17 protein-coding genes and 2 pseudogenes are annotated in these 25,833 nt (G+C 62.7%); 7 read left to right on the forward strand and 12 right to left on the reverse strand.

Annotated features, from left to right (window positions below; all coding sequences use genetic code 11):
- Nucleotides 1-19 precede the first annotated feature (19 nt).
- From KB879_RS19170 to KB879_RS19205, 8 genes are all read right to left on the reverse strand, one after another.
- Entirely contained in the window at nucleotides 20-5,524 is a 5,505-nt protein-coding gene (locus tag KB879_RS19170; RefSeq protein ID WP_211979582.1) for an ATP-binding sensor histidine kinase, read from the reverse strand.
- Between the two features lie 467 nt (nucleotides 5,525-5,991).
- Complete coding sequence (locus KB879_RS19175) at nucleotides 5,992-7,104, reverse strand: alkene reductase (RefSeq protein ID WP_211979583.1); 1,113 nt, start codon at nucleotides 7,102-7,104, stop codon at nucleotides 5,992-5,994.
- Between the two features lie 290 nt (nucleotides 7,105-7,394).
- Nucleotides 7,395-8,318 carry a LysR family transcriptional regulator gene (locus KB879_RS19180; RefSeq protein ID WP_211979584.1) on the reverse strand — a complete coding sequence of 308 codons (924 nt, stop codon included), beginning with the start codon at nucleotides 8,316-8,318 and terminating at the stop codon, nucleotides 7,395-7,397.
- A gap of 197 nt (nucleotides 8,319-8,515) precedes the next feature.
- Nucleotides 8,516-9,190: a TetR/AcrR family transcriptional regulator gene (locus KB879_RS19185; protein ID WP_211979585.1), complete on the reverse strand. Its 675-nt coding sequence runs from the start codon at nucleotides 9,188-9,190 to the stop codon at nucleotides 8,516-8,518.
- Nucleotides 9,191-9,355: 165 nt separating this feature from the next.
- A complete protein-coding gene (locus tag KB879_RS19190) occupies nucleotides 9,356-10,987 on the reverse strand; it encodes a cation acetate symporter (protein ID WP_211979586.1) in 1,632 nt (543 codons plus the stop codon).
- Nucleotides 10,984-11,346: a DUF485 domain-containing protein gene (locus tag KB879_RS19195; RefSeq protein ID WP_211979587.1), complete on the reverse strand. Its 363-nt coding sequence runs from the start codon at nucleotides 11,344-11,346 to the stop codon at nucleotides 10,984-10,986. The genes KB879_RS19190 and KB879_RS19195 overlap by 4 nt, the downstream gene beginning before the upstream one ends.
- A 97-nt stretch (nucleotides 11,347-11,443) precedes the next feature.
- A complete protein-coding gene (locus KB879_RS19200) occupies nucleotides 11,444-12,667 on the reverse strand; it encodes an FAD binding domain-containing protein (protein WP_211979588.1) in 1,224 nt (407 codons plus the stop codon).
- A 2-nt stretch (nucleotides 12,668-12,669) separates the two neighbouring features.
- Nucleotides 12,670-13,158, reverse strand: a complete 489-nt coding sequence (locus tag KB879_RS19205; protein WP_211979589.1) for a VOC family protein — start codon at nucleotides 13,156-13,158, stop codon at nucleotides 12,670-12,672.
- A 407-nt stretch (nucleotides 13,159-13,565) separates the two neighbouring features.
- Between KB879_RS19205 and KB879_RS19210 the strand changes: the two genes are divergently transcribed.
- A complete protein-coding gene (locus tag KB879_RS19210; RefSeq protein WP_211979590.1) occupies nucleotides 13,566-14,681 on the forward strand; it encodes an amidohydrolase family protein in 1,116 nt (371 codons plus the stop codon).
- Nucleotides 14,682-14,828: 147 nt separating this feature from the next.
- On the opposite strand, the pseudogene KB879_RS19215 reads toward KB879_RS19210, so the two are convergent.
- Nucleotides 14,829-15,964: pseudogene (locus tag KB879_RS19215) on the reverse strand (FAD binding domain-containing protein).
- A gap of 428 nt (nucleotides 15,965-16,392) precedes the next feature.
- Here KB879_RS19215 and KB879_RS19220 point away from each other — a divergent pair.
- From KB879_RS19220 to KB879_RS19235, 4 genes are read left to right on the forward strand one after another with little or no spacing between them, the layout of a single operon-like run.
- Nucleotides 16,393-17,679: a c-type cytochrome gene (locus KB879_RS19220; protein WP_211982241.1), complete on the forward strand. Its 1,287-nt coding sequence runs from the start codon at nucleotides 16,393-16,395 to the stop codon at nucleotides 17,677-17,679.
- On the forward strand, nucleotides 17,676-18,164 hold the full coding sequence (locus KB879_RS19225; RefSeq protein WP_211979591.1) for a (2Fe-2S)-binding protein: 489 nt from the start codon (nucleotides 17,676-17,678) through the stop codon (nucleotides 18,162-18,164). Before KB879_RS19220 ends, KB879_RS19225 begins: the two co-directional genes overlap by 4 nt.
- Nucleotides 18,164-20,437, forward strand: a complete 2,274-nt coding sequence (locus tag KB879_RS19230) for a molybdopterin cofactor-binding domain-containing protein (RefSeq protein ID WP_211979592.1) — start codon at nucleotides 18,164-18,166, stop codon at nucleotides 20,435-20,437. Before KB879_RS19225 ends, KB879_RS19230 begins: the two co-directional genes overlap by 1 nt.
- Before the next feature lie 57 nt (nucleotides 20,438-20,494).
- Nucleotides 20,495-20,683 carry a hypothetical protein gene (locus tag KB879_RS19235; protein ID WP_211979593.1) on the forward strand — a complete coding sequence of 63 codons (189 nt, stop codon included), beginning with the start codon at nucleotides 20,495-20,497 and terminating at the stop codon, nucleotides 20,681-20,683.
- A 133-nt stretch (nucleotides 20,684-20,816) separates the two neighbouring features.
- Here the strand turns inward: KB879_RS19235 and KB879_RS19240 are convergent, their stop codons facing one another.
- A complete protein-coding gene (locus tag KB879_RS19240) occupies nucleotides 20,817-21,935 on the reverse strand; it encodes a helix-turn-helix transcriptional regulator (protein ID WP_211979594.1) in 1,119 nt (372 codons plus the stop codon).
- A 267-nt stretch (nucleotides 21,936-22,202) separates the two neighbouring features.
- Here KB879_RS19240 and KB879_RS19245 point away from each other — a divergent pair, with 267 nt between their 5' ends.
- Nucleotides 22,203-23,801, forward strand: a complete 1,599-nt coding sequence (locus tag KB879_RS19245; RefSeq protein ID WP_211979595.1) for a hypothetical protein — start codon at nucleotides 22,203-22,205, stop codon at nucleotides 23,799-23,801.
- Nucleotides 23,802-23,948: 147 nt separating this feature from the next.
- Here the strand turns inward: KB879_RS19245 and KB879_RS19250 are convergent, their stop codons facing one another.
- A complete protein-coding gene (locus KB879_RS19250; RefSeq protein WP_249221151.1) occupies nucleotides 23,949-24,527 on the reverse strand; it encodes a DNA-binding response regulator in 579 nt (192 codons plus the stop codon).
- Nucleotides 24,528-24,808: 281 nt separating this feature from the next.
- On the opposite strand from KB879_RS19250, the gene KB879_RS19255 reads away from it, so the two are divergent.
- A complete protein-coding gene (locus KB879_RS19255) occupies nucleotides 24,809-25,216 on the forward strand; it encodes a PPC domain-containing DNA-binding protein (RefSeq protein WP_211979596.1) in 408 nt (135 codons plus the stop codon).
- 110 nt (nucleotides 25,217-25,326) lie between these two features.
- Here KB879_RS19255 and KB879_RS19260 read toward each other — a convergent pair.
- Nucleotides 25,327-25,793: pseudogene (locus KB879_RS19260) on the reverse strand (DUF1697 domain-containing protein).
- Nucleotides 25,794-25,833: the final 40 nt, after the last annotated feature.

Consider the following 25,833-nt stretch of genomic DNA (forward strand, 5'->3'; position numbering starts at 1 on the left):
CCCTGTAGCCTCCCGCGGTCTAGTCTTGAGGCGGCAGGGTGAACTGAAACACGGCCCCGCAAGGCACATTGGGGCTCGCCCACAGCCGCCCTCTGTGTGCCTCGACGATCAACCGGCAGATCGCCAGGCCCATGCCCAGACCCTCCGCCTTGGTAGTGAAGAAGGTCTGGAAAACCCGCTCCAGATCTTGCGGCTCCAGCCCGATGCCAGCATCCTGAACGGCAACCAGCACAGCCCCCGATGCGTCGAGGCGCGACCGAATCAGCAGTTCCCGCGGCCGCTCTGCCACCTCTTTCATTGCCTCGATGCTATTCATCATCAGGTTCAGGAGCACCTGCTGCAACTGCACCCGGTCACCCACAACCGGCGGCAGGTCAGGCGCCAGCTCCGTCCGGAGCAGGACTTGATGGCGGCCTACCTCTCCCTGGATGAGGGCAATCGTGTCTTCGATAAGGGTGTTCATGTCAAGGCGCGCCGTGACGGCGGCCGTCTTCTTAAGCAGCGCACGCATGCCTCCAATCACTGCGCCAGCCCGATGGCCATCCTGAACGATGCGCCCCAACGTCTCTCGCACCTCGGCGAGATCGGGCGGCTGGCGAGCGAGCCAGCGCAGGGCCGCATTGGCGTTGGTGACGATGGCGGCCAGTGGCTGGTTGACCTCGTGCGCGATCGACGCGGTCAGCGCGTTCAACGTCGTCACGCGGGTAACGTGTGCCAGTTCGGCCTGTGCCTGGTGCAGCGCCTCCTCGGCGCGCTTGCGCTCGGTTAGATCAAGTATGTAGGAGACACCTTGGTCCCCACCCTCTTCGAATGTCGCGCACCCTAGCAGGACGAGCACGCGGCTTCCATCCTTGCGGAAGAACTCTTTTTCGAACGGCGGCAAGGTCCCGCTGATCCGAAGGTCCTGGAGCAACCGTGCGTCACGCTCGCGCCAATCCGGGGGCGTCAGGTCCGTCCAGCGCAAGGGGGCCGAGGCGAGGTCCTCGCGATCGTAGCCCAGCATGCGGAGGAACGCGTCATTGGCCTCGAGGATTCGGCCGTCCAGGTGCCAGATGCAGATCCCGATGATGTTGGCCTCAACCAGGCGCTGGATCTTCGCTTCGCGTTGTGCGAGATCCCGATACAAACAAGTAATCTCCAGGGCGATCGCGGCCTGCGAGGCGAGCATCTTCAGTACGGCGGTTCGGCTCGGCGCGAAGACGCGTGGCGAGAGGTTGTTCTCGAGGTAGAGCACCCCGATGAGCTTGGCCTGTGTGAGCAATGGCAGGCAAAGAATCGATCGGGCATGATGCTGCAGAATGTATGGATCGGCGGAAAACGGGTTCTGTGTCGCGGCATTGTCGAGAATGATGTTCTCGCGGGTGCGCAAGACATAGTGGAGCATCGATACCGGCAGCGCAGTCGCAGTCACGCTCTCGTCGCGCAGCTGCACCGTGACAATATCGCCACTGGTCGTAGCCTCTGCTGCGATGCGCTGCTCGGCCCCTCGGGGCAGGATCAGCAGTCCCCGTACCGCGCCGGCCTGTTCAATCGCGGTGCGCATGAGTGTGTCGAGTAATTTGTCCAGGACGATCTCGCCGGACACGGCTTGCGACACGGCAATCACGGTGGCGAGATCCAGGTGTTCGACCGGCGCCCCGATCGTCGTCGGTGCGGGTGCTCGCTCTTCCCCCCGGAGGTGCGGATACAATGCATCGAGTTGCCGCACCTTGCCGCCGGCGCCCCAGCGGAGATAGCCATGGCGGGCATCCTCCAAATAGACGCGGGCAATTTTCTCGAAGCCACGCGCAGCATAGAATCGCGCGGCCAGCTCGTTGGCGAGTGCCTGGTTATGGATGAAATCATTGTCCTGCGCGGAGCGGATGGCCTGCTCGTAGAGGCGCATTGCATCAACTTCGCGCCCATCGAGGCGGGCGATTTCCGCGCCAACCAATGCGGCTCTGTTCTCGAAATTCTCCGGACAATGCTCGGACCAGACAAGGAGCTGGCGATGATGGGCGGCCAATGCCTCCAGGTGCCGGGTCCGTTCTGGCGCGGCGGCCGTGCCGCAACATGCGGCCCGCGCCAACGCTGCGTAGAAGTGGTATTCCGCCTGCTCGAAGAACGATGGCGATGTCCAGAGGAGACGTTCCGCCTTGTCCGCCGCCGCTATGGCGGCTGCGTGGTCGTCGGCGAGGAAGCGTGCCTGCAGTTTTCGGATCCAGTACCAGCAGGTGGCGAGGGCGGGGCCCGGAGCCTCATCGAGATACCGCTCAAACTGCTCCTCGTTGAAATCATCATCATCGAAGACGCCGAACACCGGGGTCAGTCCGCGCAGAGTTCGCGCTAGCTGGAGCTGGGGGGTGACCCGGTCGACGGCGAGACCGAAGCTCGCGCGGCGTGCGAAGCCGATCGTGGCCTCAGCTTCATTCTGCACCTCGGCAAGCGGATCGCCGCAGGCGAGCAACTGCGTAATGAGGTTGTTGCGTGCGAAGGACGCGTAGGTAAGGTCACCAAGCTTGCTGGCCACGTCGAAAGCGCGCCGCACCAGGCTGCGCGCGGCACGGATGGGTTGCGTCCATTGCATCACGTGGCCGCCGAAAGCCTGGTAGACGCGGGCCCTGAAGCGGTCCAGCCCGCGCTGCTCGACCAGGTTCAGGCCGAGCTGGCCGAAGCGGAATGCCGCCTTGTAGTCGCCGGACCGAGGCCCCAGGAGCATGCCGAGCCAGGTATAGGCGAGGCACGACGCGTCGCTGTTGCCATGCTCGAGGCTGAGGTTTGCCATCCGCCCGATGATGAGGGAGCCCAGGTTCACGTCGGTGTACCAGGCCGGCAGCATCAGCGCGGTCAGGACATCCATGGTCTCGCACGCGACCGCATTGGTCATCATCGGCAGGTCGAGCAGCGCCTCGATCGGGCGGTCGCCAAGTTGCCGCCACATCCGGTCGTATTCCTGCAGAACCTCCTCATCTGTCGGGTGTGCCGAACACTGGACGCCGGCGCGGTACAGGTAGTCGAGGCCCACCTCGACGGCGCGCTCGCGCTGGCCGAGGGCCAGAAACAGCTCCAGCCGCAGCTGGGTGACGGAGGCCAGATCGGGGAGGCTGGCGGCACGGCACGCAAGCTCGGCCAGGCGCGCGTCCGCCGCGGCCGGCGCGCCGGTCAGAAATTCGCATTCGGCGAGGTGGAACTCGAGCGCGAAAGCAAACTTGGGCCGGCGCTTCCAGGCGTCCTCCTGCATGAGCGCTGCACCGGCGGTGAGATAGGTCAGCGCCGAGGCGTAGGCCGTGGACGCCTTGGCGCGCTGGCCGGCGAGCAGATTCAGCTCGGCCACTTGCTCTCGCTCCTCGGCCGCGGTGATAAGGTCGGCGCCACGGTTGAGCTGGCCGACGATCTCGAAGACACGCTCTGCTATTGCCTCAGGCGGCGTGCCCGCAGCGAGCCGTCTGCCAATAGCGAGGTGCGCTGCCGGCCGCGCGTCTTCAGGAATCAGCGCGTAGGCCGCCTCCTGGATACGATCGTGCAGGAATCGGTAGGTATTTCCCAAACGCAACACAAGTCCGGCGCGTACTGCCGGCCACAGAGCCGCGTCCAGCACCGCCTCGCTGGCATCCTGGACCATGGCCAGGGTAGCGATCGCCGCGTCATTACCGAGACACGCCAACTGCTTCAGGGCGCTACGGGTCGCCGCTGGAAGGCGCCTCAGCTTGGCGAGCATGAGATCGACCACATTGTCGGTGAAGCCCTTGGACCGAATCTGCTCAAGGTCCCAAGACCAGCGCGCGCCACGATGATCGAAAACAAGCAGCCCCTCTTCGGTCAGGGCGGTAAGGAACTGGATGGCGAAAAATGGGTTACCGCCAGTCTTCTCCTGCACCAGGCGGGCCAGAGGTGCGGCGTCCCCAGGTGCGCAATGCAAGGCATCGACGATGAGTCTGCTTACATCTTCGAACCCAAGGGGGGAAAGTGCGATGTCATTTACCCGCCCCCCGGCCTGGCGGATTGCCGACAATCGCAGTAGCAACGGATGTCCGGGCTTGACGTCGTCATTCCGATAGGCTCCGATCAGCAGCACGTGGCGTACCTCCGGCTGGGTCGCCAGATACTCGAGCAGATCGAGTGTTGCCGCGTCCAGCCACTGCAGGTCGTCGAGAAAGAGTGCCAGCGGATGCGCGGGTTGGGCAAAGACGGCAAGCAGGCGCTGGAAAACCATCTGGAATCGGTGCTGCTCGTCGCGCGGCGGCAGCTCCGGAACCGGCGCCTGCGGCCCCAGAATCAGCCCGAGCTCGGGTATGAGCGGCACCATGAGGCCGCCATTCGGGCCCAGCGCCTGCGCCAGTGCGGCGCGCCAGGGCGCCAAGTCGGCCTCGCTCTTGCCCAGCAGTGGGCGGATCAGATTCTGGAAAGCCTGTGCCAACGTCGCATACGGGATGTCGCGCTTGTACTGATCGAACTTGCCCGAGGCAAAGAGGCCATTCCTGAGAGCCAGTGCGCTGCGCAACGCAAGCACGACCGAGGTCTTCCCGATACCGGCGTAGCCGGAGACCAGCACAATCTCCGGCGTGCCCTGGGTTACTACCCTGTCGAAGGCAGCGAGCAAGGTCTCAATCTCGCGCTCCCGTCCGTAGAGCCGTTCCGGAATCAACGGCCGATCAGGCAGGTCATGCTCGCCAAGCGGGAAGGTGTCAACGCGTCCCAGGCTTTCCCATGCGGTCAGGCTGCGCCGTAGATCGGCCTCCAGTCCGGCTGCCGCCTGGTAGCGTTCCTCCGCCGTCTTGGCGAGCAGCTTCATCACGATGGCGGAGAGCAAGGCCGGGATCGACGGTACCCGCTCCGCCGGCGGTACTGGCCGCCGGGCGAGATGGCTATGCAGCAGATCCATCGGGTCGTCGGCGGCAAAGGGCAGCGCGCCCGTGAGCATTTGGTAGAGCGTGACGCCGAGCGAATACAGGTCGCTGCGCGCGTCGATTGGCCGGTTCATGCGTCCGGTCTGCTCGGGGGCCATGTAGGCCAGCGTGCCGGCGATCTCTTCCGGTGGCGCCAGTCCCTGGCGCTCGCGCGACAGGCGCGTGGCAATGCCGAAGCCTGTCAGCCGCGCCTCGCCAAGGGCATCATTCACCAGGATATGGGCCGGCTTGAGGTCCTTGTGAATAAGACCTCGCTGGTGGAGCTGGTCCAGGGCCGCGGCGATGCTGATCGCCTGGCGCAAAAAACGACCTATCTCCATGGGGGCGCCCAGTAGCCCGGCAAGTGGCTCGCCGCCGGGGTCCTCAAGCAGCAAAACAGTCCGACCATGTTCCCGCACAAGCGCTAGCGGCCGCACCGCCCAACTGCCGTCCAGCTCACCCTTCAAGCCGTATTCGTGTGCGAGGCGAGCGAGGGTAGAGGGGGGCGGGTGCTCGGCTGCGGGCCACACAGCCAGCATAGCCTTCGGCTCGCCTTCCGGACCGAGGAGCCAGCCTCGACCGACAACGCGATCGCCGTCCTCCCATGCGACCTGGAAGCCGACGCCCGTCTCAGTGCCGAAGGAAAACAATGAGTTCATCTGCCGTGTTCCGCTCTCAAGTCGATAACTGCCGGTGTTTCCGGACCGGATGCATCGAACCAATGTCTCCGCAACTGTCGTACCAGTGAGCTGGTCACGGCGGCCGAGTGAAGCAATTTTGCCACGTGGACGCCTTAACGGTTCGCGTGTCTGCCTTGCGCCACATGTCTTCCACCAGGCACGCCACGAAGCCAGATTCACAAAGAGTGCGAGCTGCTGCACCTTCTGCCGCAATGGCAGGCGGAGCCTTTGCCAATGTACTTGATCTATCCCTATGCCCGCTTCTCCCAGCAAGACTTCGGCTCTTTGTCGACGCAGTGCGCCAGGGAATATCCGGCATGGGCGTTGTCGACCTGCCGAGCGCGAGGCGTCACGGCGGCGGGCGGACTCGCCGGCCGGGGCAGTAGCTGAAAGATACCCGGTAGCGCGCGTTCCCTGCGTGGGCAGGCATCCCACGCAGGCCTGGCTCAGGTAGCACTCGGATAGTCGATGTAGCCACTGGCCCCGCCGCCAAAGAAGGAAGCGGTGTCGGGCGTATTCAGCGGCAAGCCGTTCCGGAAGCGCGCTGGCAAGTCAGGGTTGGCAATGAACGGACGGCCAAAGGCGATGATGTCCGCACGTCCGTCGGCAAGCGCCTGTTCCGCGCTGTCGCGGTCGTAGCCGCCAGCGAGCATCAGCACGCCGCGGTATTCCGTGCGCAGTTGCCGAATGATCGCGTCCCAGCGCGGATCGGTGTCATCGTCCTTGTCGGTTCCGACCATGGCCGGCTCGACCAGATGCAAGTAGGCCATGCGCCGCTCGCTCAGCGCGCGCACAATGTGGCCGAAGGTGGCCTCTGGGGTGTCATCGCCCATGCCCATGAAGCGGCCCATTGGCGTCAGCCGCACGGCAACCCGCGAAGCCCCGATTTCCGCAATGACGGCGTCGACGACTTCGAGCAGCAGACGAGACCGGTTCTCGATGCTGCCGCCATAGGCGTCAGTACGCGTGTTGCTGTTGGAGTTGATGAACTGGTCGAGGAGGTAACCGTTGCCGGCGTGGATCTCGACCCCGTCCATGCCTGCCCTGATGGCGTTGCGGGCGGAACGCCGGTAGTCCTCCACGATGTCGCGAATGCCCGAGGTGGTCAACGGCTGGGGAACCGGTACGTCGCCCCAGACACCGTTGCCGCTTTCGTCCAGAATGAACGTCTTTCCAGGCACAGGCAGCGCACTGGGTGCCACGGGCAGCGCACCATCAGGCTGGAAGACCGGGTGAGATACGCGACCGACGTGCCAGAGTTGCAGAAAGATGGTGCCGCCGCCCTCATGCACGGCATCACTGATGGCACGCCAGCCCTGCACCTGTTCTTCGGAGTGGATCCCCGGCGTCCAGGCGTAGCCCTGGCCTTGCTGTGAGATTTGCGTTGCTTCCGTGACGATCAGTGCTGCGCTGGCGCGTTGGCGGTAATACTCGACATTCATCGCGGTTGGAACGTTGCCCGGTTGGCCTGCCCGGGAGCGCGTCAACGGCGCCATCGCGACGCGGTGCGAGAGCGTATGGTTACCAATGCGAACGGGGGTCATCAGATGCTTGGTCACGGTGAATCTCCATCAAGTCGGTACGATCAGTGCGGGGCGGCAGGGCGATGCCTGGCGTGCCCTGATCTCGGAAGAGATGGTTCACAGAGTAGGGGCCGGTGCATCCGGGGAGAATCGGTCTGCCGCGCAAAGAAGCATTGCGTGGGCGGCAAGGTGAGGTTGCGTTGGTTGGTACCCCGGCTGCCGGATGAGTGCTTGACGGCGCACGATGGTTCAGGCGCCGGGTACGGGTACCATCACAGGATTCCGTGCCACCATGGCCAGTGTTTCGCACTGGCAGTGGCGGGGGACTACCGTGCGGTATTGCCCCGATAAGTCGGCCCGGGAATCTCGCCAAGAAAGTCGAGAAACGCGCCAATACGCCTTGACCCGCGCTGGTTGGGCAGGAAGAGTGCTGAGATGGCGGAAGTGGCGCGGTTCGGGTTGACGGACCAGTCATCGAAGAGCGACGTCAGGTTTCCGCGTTGGATGTCTTCTGCGACAAGCCAGTCCGGCAACAGCGCGATACCTGCTTCGGACATCACTAGCTCGCGCAGTACCTCGGAATTGTTGCTTCTGAAGTTGCCACGAACGGGGACTTGCATCTCTTCGCCGTCACGGACAAAGGTCCAGACTTGCTGCCCCACGTCATAGCTGAACCGCAAGCACTCGTGCCCCGCCAGGTCCAGTGGTGCTGCGGGCAGGCTGTGGCGCAGGAGATAGCCCGGGCTGGCTACTACCTTGCGGCGGAACGTGCCGATCTGGCGCGCAACCACATCATCCAACGATGCCGCACTGCCAAGCCGGATGGACAAGTCAATACGCTCGCTAAGCAAGTCCACGATCTCGTCCGTCAGCGTCACTTCCAGCTCGAGCTTGGGATAACGTGCCAGCAGACCGCCCAGAAAAGGCGCGATGCAACGCCGCCCGAACGCAACCGGCAGCGAGACGCGCAGTTGGCCGACTGGCGTGTCGCCGCGGTCGGCGATCTGGGCGTCCGCTTCCGCAACGGCATCCAGGATCTTTCGCGCGCGCTGGTAGTAGGCGGCACCGGCTGCGGATACCGTGACCTGCCGGGTCGACCGGTTCAATAGGACCGCACCGAGATCTTCCTCGAGACTGTCCATCATGCGCGTCACGGACGAGGTGGCAAGGCTCAACCGTCTGGCCGCAGAAGAGAAGCCCTTGGCGTCGACAGTCTCGACAAAAACTCTCAATGCCAGCAGCTTGTCCATGTCAGAGCACTCCGGGTGGCAGGGATCGGCGTGGACCCTCAGGAAAGCGTATCACGCCGCCTGTCGCCGTTGACAAGATCCTGCCTCCCGTCTCGTTGATGGTGGGCTGCACGAAGCGTTGGTCTGACGGGAGGGCGTTCAGGCGGTTCAGACATCCGCACTGGCAATGCGCTTACGCTATGCGGCATGCGACGGCATCAGGCGACCGGACGCCGAAGGCTCAGCATGACGGCGGGCGCGCCCTGCAGAAAAATATCGACCTTCTGGCGCACAACGCCGCCCAGGTCAGCCGGGACCTTGAGCCCGTAGACCCATTTGCGCACGCCCAGATAGAAGATGGCGGCGTGCAGACTCCAGATCATCTCGACCTCGGCATCAAGCTCGGCGGCGCTGCGCGGTTCCGGGATACCGTACTCTGCCCGGACTTCGGCCAGCACGGGCAGGAAGACCTTGCTGCGAAGCTTGCTGAGGTATTTGTTGTTGATGCCTTCGCGCGTCAGGCCGGCGAAAATGAAGATCCTGATCCACTCCTCGCGCAAGATCACTGACGCATAGTCGAGGTAGAAGGCGTAGAGCCGCTGCGCCAGCGGAGTAGACCGGTCGGCGATTTGCCGCTCCCAATCTGGCCGCCATTGGAAGACCTCATTGTAGACGCGCTCAATCAGGGCATCTTTGCTCTCGAAATAGCGGTAAAGCAGCGGCTGCGTAACGCCGATCTGCTTCGCCAGCTCCCTGGTGCTGCCGGAGAAACCATTCCGGGTGAAATGCTCGATGGCCTTCTGGACAATCTGCTGTTCCCGCTCTTCCGGGAGCAGCCGTTTGCCGGGCTTGGCCGGTATGCCGTGCTTGGCTGTGGTGGCGCCTCGTTCCATTTGTTCACCTGTGCAGAGCCCCGGATGGGGGTTGCCGCTTCCATTGTACCAATCAAGTGATAAATTGGAATATGCCGAATCAGCCCGGGCGTGCACGGCTAGCCCTCCGCCGCGGTGATGGGAGTCCGGCGGAACTGGCGCCGGACACTCCGCCGCAGCCCCCGCTTATTGACGCTTGATCAAGCCCAGCTCGCAATCCACCAGCTGATTGCGGAAGGCACCGCGCTCCCGCGCGCCGCGAGCGGATTTGTCAGTCACAGAGAAGACGTAAATTCCCGCAAACGCGACCAGCATCGAGAACAGCGCCGGATATTCGTAGGGATAGATCGCCTTCGCGTGTCCCAGCACCTGGACCCAGACCGTCGGGCTCAGCACCGTCAGCAGCACCGCAGTCAACAAGCCGAGCGAGCCGCCGACGACGGCACCCCGCGTGGTCAGCCCGCGCCAGTAAATGGAGAGCAGCAGCACGGGAAAGTTAGAACTGGCGGCGATGGAGAACGTCAGGCTGACGATGAAAGCGATGGTCTGCTTCTCAAAAAGGATGCCCAGCAGGATCGACAACACCCCGAGCACCAGTGTCGTCATGCGCGACACCCGCATTTCGTCCTTGTCCGTCGCCGTGCCCTGGCGCAGCACCTTGGCATAAAGGTCATGGGAGATGGCCGATGAGCCAGCCAGCGTCAGGCCCGCAACCACCGCCAGGATGGTAGAGAATGCCACCGCGCAGATGAAGCCAAGGAAGACGTTGCCACCTACGGCATGCGCCAGATGCACGGCGACCATGTTGACGCCGCCGATTACCGCGCCCGAGGCGTTGTGATACAGCGGGTCGTTGGCAACGAGCGCAATCGTGCCGAAGCCGATGATGATGATCAGCGCGTAGCCACTCCCGACGATGCCGGTCGCATACAGGATGCTCTTGCGCGCCGCCTTGACGTCAGCGACCGTAAAGAAGCGCATCAGGATATGCGGTAGTCCCGCTGTGCCGAAGATTAGCGCGAGCCCGAGGGAGACGGCCGAGACCGGATCGGAGACAAGGCCTCCCGGACTCATGATCGCGGCGTGCTTGCCGTGGGCCGCGATAGCCTCGGCGAACAAGGTATTGAGGCTGAAGCCAAAGCGGCCCAGCACCATGAACGCCATGAATCCCGCGCCTGCCAGCAGGAGGACAGCCTTGATGATCTGGATCCACGTCGTCGCCAGCATGCCGCCGAAAAAGACATAGATGACCATCAGCACACCGACCAGCACTACTGCCGCCGTGTAGTTGAAGCCGAACAGCAGCTCCACCAGCTTGCCCGCGCCCACCATTTGCGAAACCAGGTAAAGCAGCACGATGACGATCGAGCTCGACGCCGAGAACGCGCGGATCGGGCGTTGCTGCAAGCGGTAGGAGACCACGTCGGCCAGGGTAAACCGGCCCAGGTTGCGCAGTGGCTCTGCAATCAGGAACAGGATAATGGGCCAGCTTGCCAGAAAGCCGATCGAATAGATCAGACCATCATAGCCGCTGGTGAAGACAAGTGCGGAGATGCCGAGCAGGGACGCGGCGGACATATAGTCGCCGGCGATGGCCCAGCCGTTTTGCATGGCGGTGATCTTGCCCCCCGCGGCGTAGTGATCTGCAACGCTGTGGGTGTTCCTGGCGGCCCAGCGCGTAATCAGCAGCGTTGAGGCGACGAAGACCAGAAACATCACGATGGCGATGACGTTCAGCCCCTGGCCGACCGTCGGTGTGGCGGCGATGGCTGGCAAGGTGGCCGAAAACAATGCAATGAACAGTGAGAGTCGCTTCATTTTTCCGCCCCTTCGCGAATCGCGTGAATCATCGCGTCATGCACGGTGTTGGCACGATGGACATACAGGGCGACGAGGAAGAAGGTGATCGCGAACATGCCGAATCCGATCGGAATGCCGATGGACATTGGCTGTCCCGGCGTCAATGGACGTCCGAGCAGCGCCGGGTTGAAGGCGAGCGTGAGGATGTACCCGAAGTACACCGCCAGCATGAGAGTCGTAAGCGTATACGCGAAGCTGCGGCGCGCGCGGACCAGCGCCTGGAATGCCGGGTTGCTGAGCACCGGATTGGGTGGGGGAAGCGGCGTCGATGTTGCCTCATCACCGCTTGGCGGATACGTTGCGGCAAGGTGTTCCATGCTTGTCTCCATTTGGACGGATCTTCTCTATTGTTGGCGGCAGCGTAACTGGCTGGCAGAGCACCGCCGCCGGGGATAGCGGTATGCGGTAATGCGATCAGAATCGCGTCGACACCGCCGTCTCGCGCATGACTGCTTCCGGCGTGCGATAGCGCTCGGCCATCTGGCGATCGGTCTCGTCCTTGAGCTGGGCCTGCATGTAGGCGCCGAGGTGGCGGGCGTGCTGGACGATCGCCGCCCCCACCTGAACGCGCTCAGCGCTGTAGCCTTCGAGCGCCGCCGGCACGGTGTCGTGAGCCCGCAGCGCCTTCACCAGTGCCATGGCATCGCCTGCAGCCTTGGTCACACCCATACCGCAGTGGGGTCGCGCCACGAAGGCGGCATCGCCCAACAGCGCGACGCGATCGAACGCCATGCGCGGGACTTCAAGATCAAAGATTGGCTGGAACAGCGGTTGCGCGGCCTTTGTCACGACTTCGCCAAACTGGGGCGCGAGCAGGGTCAGCGCCGCTTCTTCCATGTCCGCGAGCACCTCGGGGCGGATCAGCGTAGGGGGAATACCACCCGACCAGCGCTTGCCGCTGGCGTCGGTCAGCAGATTGGGCAGATCGATGTCCTCGCTGGTGGCGCGATACCACACGAAGTTATAGCGTCGCTCGCCGGGCTGGGTGCTGTTGTCTTGGCCGGCCACCGGGTAGCCGAGAATCTGCTCGTGCGGTGGGAGGCAAAACGCGAACTTTTCGAACAGCGCATCCCGCGTGGACTCGCTGAGCGCCATTTCGTCCACCAGGCCGCGCCACGCAATGTAGCCCGCGTACTGGAGCTGGACATGAGGCAGCAGACGCTCGCGCAGCGCGGAGCGAAAACCGTCGGCGGCAATGACAAGATCGGCAGAATGCGCGGAGCCATCATCGAGGGTCACGACGGCACGACCCGGCTCGCTCTCGACGGAAACCACGTTTCCCCCCGGTCGATAGCAACCCAATTGGAAGGCTGCGCGCAGCACCTGATACATCTTGCCCCACGCCGTCAGCGTCTGAGGCATTTCTCGCTGCGAGAGCACTGAACCGTCCTGTGACAGCGTCAGGCGCGACTGCACGCGCACACCGATCGAATCGTCGACCTGGACACCTGCCGCGGCCAGCGCTTCGAACAACTCGGGGTGCGTGACAATGCCGGCACCGCGGCCTGCGAGCGCTTCAGGAACACGCTCGAAGACTTCGACGTCCCAGCCGTCGCGAGACAGAAGATTGGCCGCAAAGAGCCCGCCCAGCGAGCCACCCACTACGATCGCCTTGGGCTGCCTGGAAAACATTGTCATGATCATTCTCCTGTCACTGCCATGCTGTGCGCAGTCGCGCTGCCACCTGGGATATCAAGGCCCGCGACTTCTGCGGCGGGGTAATTCAGCTCGATGGTGACGCCAGACGGGTCTTCGATGAACACCTGGTGCAGGCCGAGGCTCGGCACCGTGCGGTCGCGCCAGGCCATGCCTTCGGCTTTCAGCTTCGCCCACATTTCCTGAACACCGGTGGCAAGGAAGGCGATGTGGTCGACGGTGCCGGTGCCGGAAACCGGGAGATGACGGTCACCCAGATAGGCACTCAGGCCGCCGAGGTTGTCTGGATCGACGCCGATGATGTGCACCACGCCGAACTCGCTTTCGTCATCTCCCAGGTACAGCCAGGTGCCGGGGAAATCGAACGGCGGGCGATATCCCTGACGGAAACCAAGAATGCGTTGATAGAAGGCGCACGACCGGTCGAGGTCCGTGGTGCGGATCGAGTAGTGCGCTAGTTTCGTAATTGCCATGGTTGCCTCTGCTATTTATCGATCGATAAGTGATCGGTAGATAAATTGTAGGCGAGCTGGTTCGGAGGGCCAAGCGTGATGCGTGTGAGGATTTACCCTAGGTGCTATCGGCTGGTGTGCGACCAAGAGAGCGTAGCTGGACTCTTATCGGGCCGCGTCCTGGCGCCGATCCCCGCCGCCGGCGCACATCGAGCCGCGACAATAGGGTAATCCCCGATCTTTCTGCGCTTTCTGATTGGAGCCCACCGTCCTACACTGCCACGCAAATAATCATTCGATAAATTGACTGGCGTTGTACTCCGCGTATGCATGGTCAGCGCCCTCCAAGTCGCGCTGGCCACACGCCGGAATAGGCCGGATGAAGGCAAGTGGTGCTTGAAACTTCAACAATAAAAGGAGACAGAGACATGGATTGTCCTTGCTGCGTATCGCCCAACCGGCGTCGACTGCTTGGTTCGGTGAGTGCAATCGCCGCGGGCATGATGGCAGGATTGCCAGCGTTGGCTTCGCAGCCGTCCACGGCCGCTGCGAGCACCGGCAAACCGCTTTCGATCGACATACACGCGCACTATTATTCCGAAAGCTTCCTGGGGCTTCTGGGTGGTGAAGGGAAGCAGTTCGGCGGCCACTTTTTCCGCAACGACGACTCCTTCACGTTCCAGACGCCTGCCGGCGGACTGGGGCCCCTGCCCATGAAATTTATCGACGTGGAGCAACGCGTCCGGGACATGGACAATTCAGGGGTCGACGTCCAGGCCATCTCCCTGAGTGTGCCAATGGTCTACTGGGCCGATCGCACACTCAATGCAAAGCTCGCCAGAGCATGGAACACCGCGGCCTCCGATGTCCACCGGAAGCATCCCACCAGGTTTGTCGTACTGGCAACGCTGCCGATGCTGAATGCGAACGACGCGATCGATGAACTTGAATTTGCGGCGGGATTACCGGGCGTGCGCGGCATCTACATGGGAACGAACATCAACAATCGTGACCTCGATGCCCCGTTGTTTTCGCCGATATTCAAGCGCATCGAGCAGCTGAATCTGCCGATCTTTCTTCATCCCCAGCAAACAGTCGGCGGCGCGCGACTGGCCGACTTCTATTTGAGCAACTTGCTCGGCAATCCGTTTGATACCGCGATCGCTGCGTCCCATCTGATTCTGGGCGGGGTGTTGGACAAGTATCCCGCGTTGCACTTCTCTCTGCCTCACGCGGGTGGCGCTCTGCCAATCCTTGTCGGGCGGATAGATGCGGGCTGGTCGATGCGTTCGGAAACGAAGCGCCTGGCACAGAAGCCCAGCAGCTACCTGCGCCGGTTTAGCTACGATACGATCTCGCACTCCGGCCCAACCCTTGACTTTCTCATTCGGAACATTGGGGCGGACCGCCTCGTGCTGGGCAGCGACTATTGCTTCGACATGGGCTATGAGCAACCCGTGCGCTTCCTGGATCGTCTCGCTCTGCCTGATGACCAGAAGCGCATGGTCGTTGGGGGCAACGCGGCACGTCTGCTGAACCTTTGAGTTCTCAGGCATAGCCACTGGCTGAATGTAGTCCATGCTGGCGGCACGCTCACGCGGTCGCCGGATTGCACCAATGACGAGCCGTTGCATGGTGGTAGGCTCAGGCTAAGCGCCCCGTCTACTGGCCATCGTGTGGCCCGCTACCTGCTACAACCCCATGATCGTGCTGCCCAACGACATGCCCCATTGGGCCATGCGCTTGCCCTCTGCCCACTGGCTTTGCTGCCAAGTCGCGAGGCCTATATCTATGTCCGTTCCTGTATCACGCAGCGCCTTGCCGAGTGCCAGGGCATTGGCGGCTGCCTTGCCCGCACCGGCCCCGGTATGGGGCCGGGCGACGAAGGCTGCGTCGCCAAGCAGGATCGCGCGTCCAAAGACCATCTTTGGAGCCTGATAATCCTGGATGACCTGCATGAAGGGCTCCTTTGTCGACAGCAGCAGTCGCTGGAAGACGGGCGCCAGACTCAGGCTTGCTGCCTTCCTCAACGCGTCGCCATGGAGATATTTCAGCGCGCCCGGCGGGATGGAGTGGGAGCGCCGACGGCCGTCCCGGTCCGTCAGGGCCGCATCCAGCATCGCCCTGCGGCCAGGTTGCGGTACCACACCCAGTTCAGGCGCCGCTCGCCCGGGCGTATGGAGCCGTCTTCGCCTGGAATGAGGTAGGTCAGCATTTGATGATCCGGGCCTTGCTGAAATGCAAACGCATTGGTAAGGCGTGCTGTAACCTCCCGATCGAGGCTTCCCTCAGGCAGCAGCCCGCGCCACGCGACATAGCCCGCATAGGCCGGCGCATCGCCCCGTGACAACCATTGCCGTACGGTGGAACGGGGCCCGTCGGCACCTACCAGGAGGTCAGCACGCTCCACCCGGCCACTCGCAAAGGTTGCCAGCATCTCATCTCCAAGCTGCTCGAGACGGACAAGTGCCTCGCCAGCATGAACCAGGCCGGGATGCAGCGATTCCTTGAGAAGACTGTACAGGATGCTCCATGCAGTCTGCGTTTGCGGCATAAGCAGCCGCTCGACAATCTCGCCATGAGGGTCCAGGAAGATTCGATACTTCGACCGAACTCCCATTTCCGGCGGCCTCCGGACGCCGCCAAATCGAAACGCTTCCAGTACGTCCGGTTGCAGGACCAATCCGCCGCCCCGGCTTTCCAGCTGCCCGGGAGAGCGCTCGAATACGGCCACTTCCCACCCGATCGCCTGCAGCACAGATGCAGTGAACAGTCCCCCCAGCGAGCCGCCGATCACAATGGCCCGTCGACGCTTGTGCGAAGTCATAGCACGGACCTCACCGCGCCGGCACTGAAGCGAAAGCCAGCGCGTATGCGAGTCAAGCTCGCGAGCGCGCCTGGGGGCCATGGGCATATCAGATCGTCGGTCATGTCAAATCTCATCCAGAAAGTCGGCTGCCCCTGACAAGGGAGTGTGGGGGCAAGCATAGGCATGGTCATGACAGATCGGAAGAGGGTGCCCGCGCAACCGAGCTTTGCGTGCCAAGCAATGCTTTGCAGCCGCGGTGCGCTACTAGAATGGCTGAAAGCTCGCTCGGGAGGCGCGCCCAGGGTTGTGTCAGGCGAGCGGGTGTCTGAGGCGCCCGTCCTCCCTTTGAGCGACAGCGCGTATCGTTGCTGGCCCATGGCGGGCACATCGGGGGTGCTGCCGGCAAATTGACATCGAGTGAAGTGTTGATCTCCAATGGTGCAGCGATGAGAAAGAGGAATCTGCTAATAGCTGCACTGAGCGCCACGGTGGTGGCCTGCAGTGCTGCAGCAGTAAACATGTGGGAGCCGACCCTTGCCAGCGTGCCTGCACCGCCGGTCAGTTCATGGGACAGTCAGACGAGGATTTATGGCGCTCGGGTCGTCGCACTTGGTGATTGCTTCGTTTGCCATACCGCCAAGGGCGGGAAACCGTTTGCTGGTGGCTTGCCGCTGGAGACGCCCTTTGGCACGATCTATTCGACCAACATCACCCCTGACGCCGCCACGGGCATTGGCTCGTGGTCCCTGGAGGCATTTACGCGAGCGATGCGTCGTGGCATAGCGCGCGATGGTCATCAACTTTATCCGGCATTCCCATACACTCACTTCACCAGGATGTCGGACGGCGACATTGCCGCAGCCTATGCCTACCTGATGAGCCTGGATCCGGTTGAAGCAAAAGCTCCGGACAATGATCTGATCTTTCCCCTTAACTTTCGGCCGTTTGTGGCCTTCTGGAACGTCCTGTTCCTGAAACCAGGGGAACAAAAGCCCGAGCCATCCGAGAGCGCAGAGTGGAACCGGGGGCGCATGCTGGTCGACGGCACCGGACATTGCGCGGCGTGCCATTCGCCCCTCAACCTGATTGGTGGCGAGAAGTCCGGAAAGGCCTTCGGGGGAGGGCTGGTCGACGGTTGGGAGGCACCGGCGCTGGATGCGCTGGGCAGTGCGGTAGTCCCCTGGACCAAGGCGCAGCTCGTGACTTACCTTCGCACCGGCCGCGCCAGCGAGCATGGTGCCGCAGCAGGTCCAATGCTCCCGGTGACGCAGGAGCTCGCCACTGTGCCCGTGAGCGATGTCGAAGCAATCGCGACCTACATCCTTTCTATTCAAAAGCCCGGCACTGTGGCCGCCATGCAGCCAGTCTCCAATGTGGGAAGGCCGCCGGAAGGCGATAGCGTGCGTCGCGGCGAAGCGCTCTTCAATGCTGCATGCGCCGCCTGTCATGGCAATGGCGCACCGATGCAGGCGATTGGCGGACGTCCAGGGCTTGCCTCCAGCACGGCCGTGAATGCGCGAAGCCCACGCAATGTCATTCAGATGTTGATGAACGGCGTCCCTTGGCAAGGCGCGGGGTCAATCCATTTCATGCCCCCGTTCTCTGAGTCCTTGCGTGATGACCAGCTTGCTGATCTTGCGGGCTATCTGCGTGCCGCCTATTCTCAGGAGCCGGCATGGACGGAAGTCGCGAAAACGGTGTCCGAGATCAGAATGGAGAACAATTCGAGATGATTAATATCACCGTAAACGGGGTTCGGCACGATCTCGACATCGATCCGTCCACGCCGCTGCTCTACGCCCTGCGTAATGAACTGCAACTCCATGGTGCGAAGTTCGGCTGTGGCCTTGGCCAATGCGGCGCATGCACTGTGATCGTGGGCGACCGTCCGGTCTTTTCCTGCCTGATGCCCGTTTCCGCCATTGGCAGCCGGCCGGTGCGAACCATTGAAAGCCTCGGCACCAAAGAGAAGCCCGGGCCGTTGCAAAAGGCCTTTATTGATCATCAGGCAGCGCAGTGCGGCTACTGTATCGCGGGCATGATCATGCGCGCACAGGCACTGCTCGAGCAGAACCCCAGGCCGACGGAAGCGGAGTTGCGGGCGCATATGGAACCGAACCTTTGTCGTTGCGGCACGCATATGCGGATTCTGGCGGCGATCCGAGCCGCTGTGAACACGCAGGGGAAGGGGCGTCACGGCAAGGTGGGAGGCGCGTGATGAGTACCGACGACAACGATTTCGATCAAAGTCGGCGGAGCTTCCTGATCTCGGGGTCGCTGGTTGTCGGCTTCAGTCTCCTGCCGGGCGCTAATTCCAGGGCTCAGAAAGTCATTGCCGACGAAGGCGCGGCGGTGTACGTATCCAGAGAACTGGAGACGCTGGCCGGGAGCCTGAAGACCAATCCGTTCCTCGATGCGTGGATCAAGATCGCGCCGGACAACAAGGTGACCGTATACACAGGAAAGGTCGAGCTTGGTACCGGGGTGCGCACGGCACTGCTTCAGGTCGCCGCGGAAGAGCTGAATATGGCGCCATCCTTGATCACCTTCCTGACGGCAGACACTGGCGCCTCCCCAGACGAGGGACTGACAGCTGGCAGCCATACGATGGCCGACAGTGGCAGCGCGCTGCTGAATGCCGCGGCCCAGGTGCGGGGACTGCTTGTCGAGGCTGCATCCAGGCGGCTTCGCGTGGACCGGGCCAGGTTGACCGTGGCGGATGCCAGGGTCAGCGCCCCGGACGGACGCTCACTCACTTTCGGTGAACTCGTGCAGACCGTGAACCTGCACCGGAAGGCCACCAGGACATCGCCGCTAAGGGACCCTTCGACGTTTCGGGTGATAGGCACGTCCGTGCAACGACTGGATATCCCCGGTAAGGTCACCGGGGCTGCCAGTTACGTCCAGGATATGCAAATGGACAACATGATCCATGCCCGTGCCGTGCTGCCGCCTTCCTATGGATCCAGATTGCTCGGGATAAACGAAGACGAGGTAATGCGCCTGCCTGGTGTGCTCAAAATCGTCAGGGACGGCGATCTGCTGGCGGTGGTGGCAAAAGGCGAATGGCAGGCCGTGGAGGCGCAGCGGAAGCTGTCTGCGGGCAGCCGTTGGAGTCCCGGTCGGAAGCTTCCCGACCCTTCCACCGTGCATCAAGAGCTCAAGTCAATTGCAACCGAAAGGATAGAGGTCGCCAACACAAAGTCGCCATCTCCCCCGACGGCAAAAACCCTTAGCGCCAGGTTTGCCAAGCGTTACCTGATGCATGGCTCGATCGGGCCGTCCTGCTCCATTGCGCGCTTCGAGAACGGTCGTATGACCGTATGGACGCACTCGCAAGGCGTCTATCCGTTGCGCGACGCGCTAGCCGAGATGCTTTCCATGCCGAAGGACAAAGTGCGCTGCATCCATGTGGAGGGATCCGGCTGCTATGGGCACAATGGCGCCGATGATGCGGCGGCGCATGCCGCGCTGCTCGCCCGCGAATTGCCCGGCAGGGCGGTGCGTCTCCAGTGGATGAGAGACCAGGAGCATATGTGGGACCACTTCACACCGGCGATGGTCAGTGAGTTAAGCGCATCGATTGACGCCAGTGGTGCGATCGTAAACTGGACGTATGCGCTTTGGAGCAGTTCCCACAACGAGCGTATAGTGAATGCCGGACGTCTGGTCCCGGCGCGGTTGCTTGCCAGGCCTTTTGTCTCGGCGCCTTCCGTGCCGATGCGTCAGCCGGAAGGGGGAGGGGACAGAAATGCGATACCCCTTTACAAGCTCCCGAACATTCAGGTAGTCAACAATTTCTCGCCGACCATGCCCCTCAACACGTCGGCGATGCGATCACTCGGGGCGCATACCAACGTGTTCGCCATCGAAAGCTTCATGGATGAGCTTGCCTCAGCGGCGCACATCGATCCGGTGGCATTTCGCCTGAAGCATCTCGACGATTCACGGGCACAGGATGTCATTCGTCTCGCGGCAGCAAAGTTCGGATGGCCTCGCCCACCACGCAAGCCTGGATACGGGGTTGGATTCGGCTTTGCGAAGTACAAGAATCTGATGGGCTATGTCGCGATTGCTGTCGAAGTCTACGTTGAGAAGGCCACCGGCGATGTGCGACTCGAGCGTGCGGAGGTGGCGGTCGATTGCGGCCAGATCGTCAATCCGGACGGCATCCACAACCAGATCGAGGGCGGTATTATTCAGTCCGCCAGCTGGACGCTCTATGAGGAGCTGAAATACGATCAGGAAAAAATCAGAAGCTTTGACTGGAGCAGCTACCCGATCATGCGCTTCTCGGCCGTGCCCGCGAGCATTAACACTCATCTGATCGACCGGTCGGGTAGTCCGTTCCTGGGCGTCGCCGAGGCGGCAATGGGGCCGACCAGCGGTGCCATCGCCAATGCGATTTTTGATGCGACGGGCAAGCGGCTTCACGAAATGCCACTGGCCGGAGAGAGTCTGCGCAGGTTAATTTTGGATTCAGACCACTGAATCAATGCGGCACGGCTATTCTCGCACCGGTTTGGCTCGAACGTTCCTGCCTGACGCATGAACTTCTACCTGTCAGCGCGCCACGGCGGTGCGGGTGCGCAGAACCTCTTCTTCCTGTCGTTGTTCTTCCTGTCCGCCAGCAGGTTATTCCTCTCGGTGGGCGCAGCCGGCCTGCGTATCGGAAACCTGATGTACTTTGCTATCGCAGCAATCGGGGTTCTGCTTGGCGCTCGCTTGGAAAGATAGGGCGGACGGCTTTTTCCAACGGATTGCGCAAGGGAGTCTCGGGCCCCCTTACTCTGGCGAGCGGCGTGTCGGTTCTTTTACATGGATGAAGGAGGCACGCGCGGCGATGCGGGCGCCCCGGCATCAGGCCATCCTAGCGATCACCCCCCGCCTGCGACAGCACCCACAGCATTGCCCCAACGGCTTCCGCTTGGGATCGCGTGTTTGTCTTGTCGAAAATCGCCCGCAACTGCGTACGCACGGTGGCGAGCGAGACCCTGGCGCTGGCGGCGTACTCGTCAGGGGTCTTGCCGCAAATCAACGCTTCAGCCACAGCCGCCTCGGCCGCTGACAGCCTGAAGGCCCCCTGCAACTGTCTTGCGGTTACCAGCGGCGCCGTGCCGCGCCGCCTGGCTGTAACCAGGAGGGTTGCATCGCCAAACGCCGCGCGCGTGTCCTGGCCGGGAACGCATGCGATGTTGAGGAATATTTCGGGAGAGGCTCCCGATGCGGCCCGCAACGCCGGGCTTTCGCCCTTGCGCGTCTTTCCCACGCGCGCCATGGCCGCCTGCAGGCCATCATTCTCGGCGGCTGTGGCCGCGGCCAGGCGCCCATGCTCCAGTTTCAAACAGGCGCTTGCGCGCAGCATCGTTTCGGCAGCCTGGTTGGCAAAGACCAGCCGAAAACGCCTGTCCAGCGTGAACACCGCAAGGCCCAGCTGCTCCATCAGTTCATTGCCAAGCGCGGCGTCGCGATGCAGGATCCTGGCGTCCTGCCAGAGGTTGATGGAGCGCTGCAGGTGCCCGACCAGGCCCGCCGCCGCGGCGCGCTCTTCCAGTGTGTATGGCGGCCTGTCTTTCGCTCGCAGCAAGCCCAGCAGAATGTCATCACTGCCGGCGCGAGCCAGGCGTACGCCCTGCAGATAGCGCAACCCTGACGGAAGCTGGTAGTCCTGGAAAAACTCGCTGCGCGCAACGTCTTGCTCGGTAAGGCGGTCCTGGCAGCAGACAAATTCGCCTAGGGCCGCGGATTCGACAAAGCTGCGCCGTGGATCCAATGCGCCGTAGTACTGATCGTAACTCTCGACGATGGCATCCCAGTCCCTGTCGGGCGTGTAGATGGACAGACGCGGGGCGTTGCGCAGTGCATCCCAGCTGAACATATGGAATACATTGGCGCCCAATGATTCGGCGACTGTCTGAAACACCTCCAGAAAGCCGTCCTCCCGGACTGCGGCCTCATAGAGGTCCCCGATGAGATGATCCCTTGGCAATTCCCCTTCTCCCCAAAGCTCTCTAATTCAGCGATTGCCTGATTGTCGCGACGCTGACGGTCTCTTACGGACCCGCCTAGCTTGCCCAAGCTGTCAGGGGATTTATGCCCCTCTCATTGGGGGTATCTGCAGATTTTCATCTGAATGAATGATGCGCGTCGCTCTGCGTTCTTCGCAGAATCGCCCCCGGGTGGTTTCGATCGCCCACAGGGAACGGGTGAGGCAACGAGCTTGCATTCATTCATACGACAGGGGGAAATCAAAACCATGAAAATCAGACTTCTAATATCCGCTATTGCAGCGGCAGCACTGACCGCGTGCGGAGGCGGGTCCTCGGACACCCAGTCGTCGGCGCCATCGACGCCGTCGACGCCTGGCACACCGGCCACCACCATCGCGGGAACGGCCGCCGTGGGTTCCGCGTTGCCCAATGCCACGGTCCAGGCCAAGTGCGCCAACGGCAGTGGTACCGCCACCACAGCCGCCGACGGGACGTTTACCATCAGCATTCCCGACGCCACGCGTCCGTGCGTGCTCAGCGTAACGACCCCCGACGGCACGATCCTTCACTCCGTCGTGGAAGCTGGAACCGGCACGACTGCCGCCGCCAATATCACGCCTCTCACCGAACTGATCACTGCGTCGATCGCAGGCGGCAGCACCCAGGACTTCTTCAACAGCTTTGACGCTCAGGCACAGGCGAAGCTGACCACGGACGGTGTAGCCACTGCGGTGGAGTCCGTCAAACTGATCCTTTCCGGGACGGTCGATCTCGCTGGCGTGGACCCGCTCAAGGGCACGCTGGTCGCCGCGCACGGCGACACGCCGGGCAATGCGCTTGACCAGAAGCTCGATACGCTCGGCGCCGCGCTCGAGTCGTCGCAAACCTCCCTTTCCCAGCTGTCTGCTGCTGTCGCGTCCAATAGCGGCTCGGCAGCCGGCGTGCAAACCATTCTCCAGCCCGCGTCGGCAACCTGCGCGACGTTCCGCAGCGGCAAGTACCAGAAGGTTGGCCTCACTGCCAACAGCGTGCAGAGGTTCACAATCGATGCGGTCAAGCTGACGCAGACGAACGATACGACCGGGGCGGTCGAACAATTCCAGGCGAACGACACGCAGGCCTGCCGCTTCGGCAACACCGACGCCAGGCTGCTGGTCTCCAAGTCCGGTATCGGCCTTGAGCGCCGCAACGGCCCATCCAGCCTGGTGATTCCTGACCAGACCATTCCGCTGAGCGAAATCACCGGAGACTGGATCGCCATGGGCTTCGAACGGCCCGAGGGCGGCGGCACGCTCGCGCCGGGGCTGATCAAGTTCACCGTGGACAGCACTGGAAAGTTCGCCAGCGGTGCCGACTGCGGGTTGAGCGGCTGCTCGCCCTGGCCTGCGGAAGACCTTCCGGTCGTGTCAGTCAACGCGGATGGCGGATTCAATGTCACGGATTCGACAGGAACGGCCCGAGCGTTCGCCTTCAAGGGCGTCGATGGCGGCGTCGCGGTTGTGATCGTGCACCAGGGCGGCTTCATGATCGCAAAGCGGCCGACGCCGCGTGGTCTGCCGGCCGTGGGGGCCGTCAACGCCTACTGGGATGCTGTGATCAATATCAACGGGGGGACCGAAATCTCGGAGTATTCGAACACGGTGACGTCCGTCGACACGGCAGCAAATACCTATACTCGTCAACGTAACGACGGTCGCGTCGATCTTTGGCATACCAACATGCCGTCGGATGGGCTGCGTTATCGCCCTGCCGCACCAAATGCCGCTGAGGTTATCGGCATGAACGTGGCAAACACAGGCCTGACCGTGGCGATCAGCGTCAATCCGGCCAATAGTTTCTACGATATTTCGGTTGACCGGCCGTAAGGCGACTTGCCTGCAGTTCCGTCTGGCCCCACGTAACCCGTGGGGCCTTTTTATTTCTCCGGAGCGCAAGAGTTTTCGTGCTGGGTTCGCCGCAGCTCTATAAGTAGTGCGCGGCCGTTGCAGGCAGTCCGTGGCCGCATGAACGGCTTACGCGAGCACGTGGAACGGGCGTTGGAAGGCTACGGACCCGGCGTCTTGCCCGGGCGGGGCTTCCGCAGCGGACGGAAGCTCCAGTAGCGCGCGCACGTCCCGTTCGACCGTTGCGAGCGAAGCGGACCTGGATAGGGAGCGGGCAAATCGGTCGTCGAGGCCTGGCGGCAGACGCAGCCACATATTATCCGAGACCAGCAGCAGGCGCCTTGGCTTCAGCACCAGGCTGGCCAGGCGCAGCAGGTGCCAGCCGTCGGCAAGATCCGGCGGCATGCCGAACACGAGCAATGCCGGAGCCGGCAGGCGCGCATTGCGTGCCGCCAGCGCATCCGTCTCCACGAGTTCGACCCGGCCAATGCCCGGCATTTCCCCGAGCAGCCGCATGACTCCGTGCCGGTACACCGGCATGTCATCGATCACCACGGCATGTGCCTCGCGGCTGCGCCCCAGGACTTGCTCCCAGGCGGCCGCTCCACGGTTCGTCCAGCTCATCCTTGTCTCCTCCGGTTTGCCGGCGTTGGCTTCGTGGCCAGCGCCCTGCACCAGAACCAGCAAGGGCAATGCCAACTCTGGCAAGGCAGCCTCGTGCCATCGCGCGCAAGCGCGGGAGCCAGGCCCGCTGCGGGTTTCCGGGAGGCTGACGCAGACCTGCCGGCCTTTGCGGGCGACTGGCAGCCGCGGGGGAGGCGTTACGTGTAACGTAACGTGTTACGCGACCGACCCCGGCCGGAAGTTGGCGGCCGTCGAAACCCTCGTGCCGCGCAGAGCACGACGCCAATGAGCGAAAGCTGGTGCTCAATTGCGATTGGTCTCAATTCGCTTTAACCTGTCACGAAGCCCCAACCTGGAGCCGCGTGATGCAAGCACATCCCTTACGCCTCTCTCCCGGCGGCGATCTGCGTGCCGCACTCGAAGACGTGCTGAGTCAGCTCAAGCTGCATGCGGCCTTCGTCATCCAGGGCATCGGGAGCCTCAGCGTTGCCCAATTGCGATTTGCCGGGGCGGAAGGCCCTACCGAACTGCGTGGCAATCTGGAAGTCCTGACGCTCGCCGGATCCCTGTCATCGGATGGAGCGCACCTGCATATGTCGGTTGCGGACTCGCGCGGGCGAGTGTTCGGTGGTCATGTGGCACGCGGTTGCACGGTCCGTACAACCGCGGAGATATTGCTGGCGCTGCTTCCCGAACATCGTTTTGCCCGGGAGTACGACCAGAACTCAGGGTTCATGGAACTGGTGGTACGGACTGAACAGCCCATGGAGTAGCCTCGAAACAACACCCGGGCAGCGTAGATGAATGAGGTCGTTCGACCCGTTTCAGCCAGTCGGTGCGAGTGTCCGGGCGATCGCCTTACGCATAAGGCCTATGCCCTGGCTCACTTGATGACCGTGTAGAGCGTGCGAGTGGTGATGTCCTTTCCGAACGAGCGTTCGAGCAGGCGCATGAACACCGGGCCTTTCTTCGGGTCGGGCACGTAGGCGCTGAAGACCTCCGTGGCACCGGCCTTGACGATGCTTGCGCCGTCGCGCTCGATGGGCAGCTTCACGTCTGGCGGCACCGGGCTGCGGAGAAAGGTGCCAATCCGCTTGGCCGAAGGCGCAAGGCTGAGCTCGGCGAAAGGGTCCGAGTCGATGAGGTCCTGGAGATAGCGGGCCGGCCGGACGAAGGTGTCGAAGCTGTGGCCCAGTTCAGACTGAATCGCCTTCTCGGCGCGTCGCTCCAGGCTGGCCAGTGACCACGATCGCGCGTCGAACACGACGTTGCCGCTGGAGAGCAAGGTTTTCACTTCGGAGAAGCCCGCGGCCTCGAGCAGCGCTTGAGTTCGGGCATCCGGGCGTTCATCGGGCTGACGCCGCGAAGAAAGGCAACGTATCGGGGCATG

The organism is Cupriavidus sp. KK10 (assembly GCF_018223725.1).
Classification (GTDB): Bacteria; Pseudomonadota; Gammaproteobacteria; order Burkholderiales; family Burkholderiaceae; genus Cupriavidus; species Cupriavidus necator.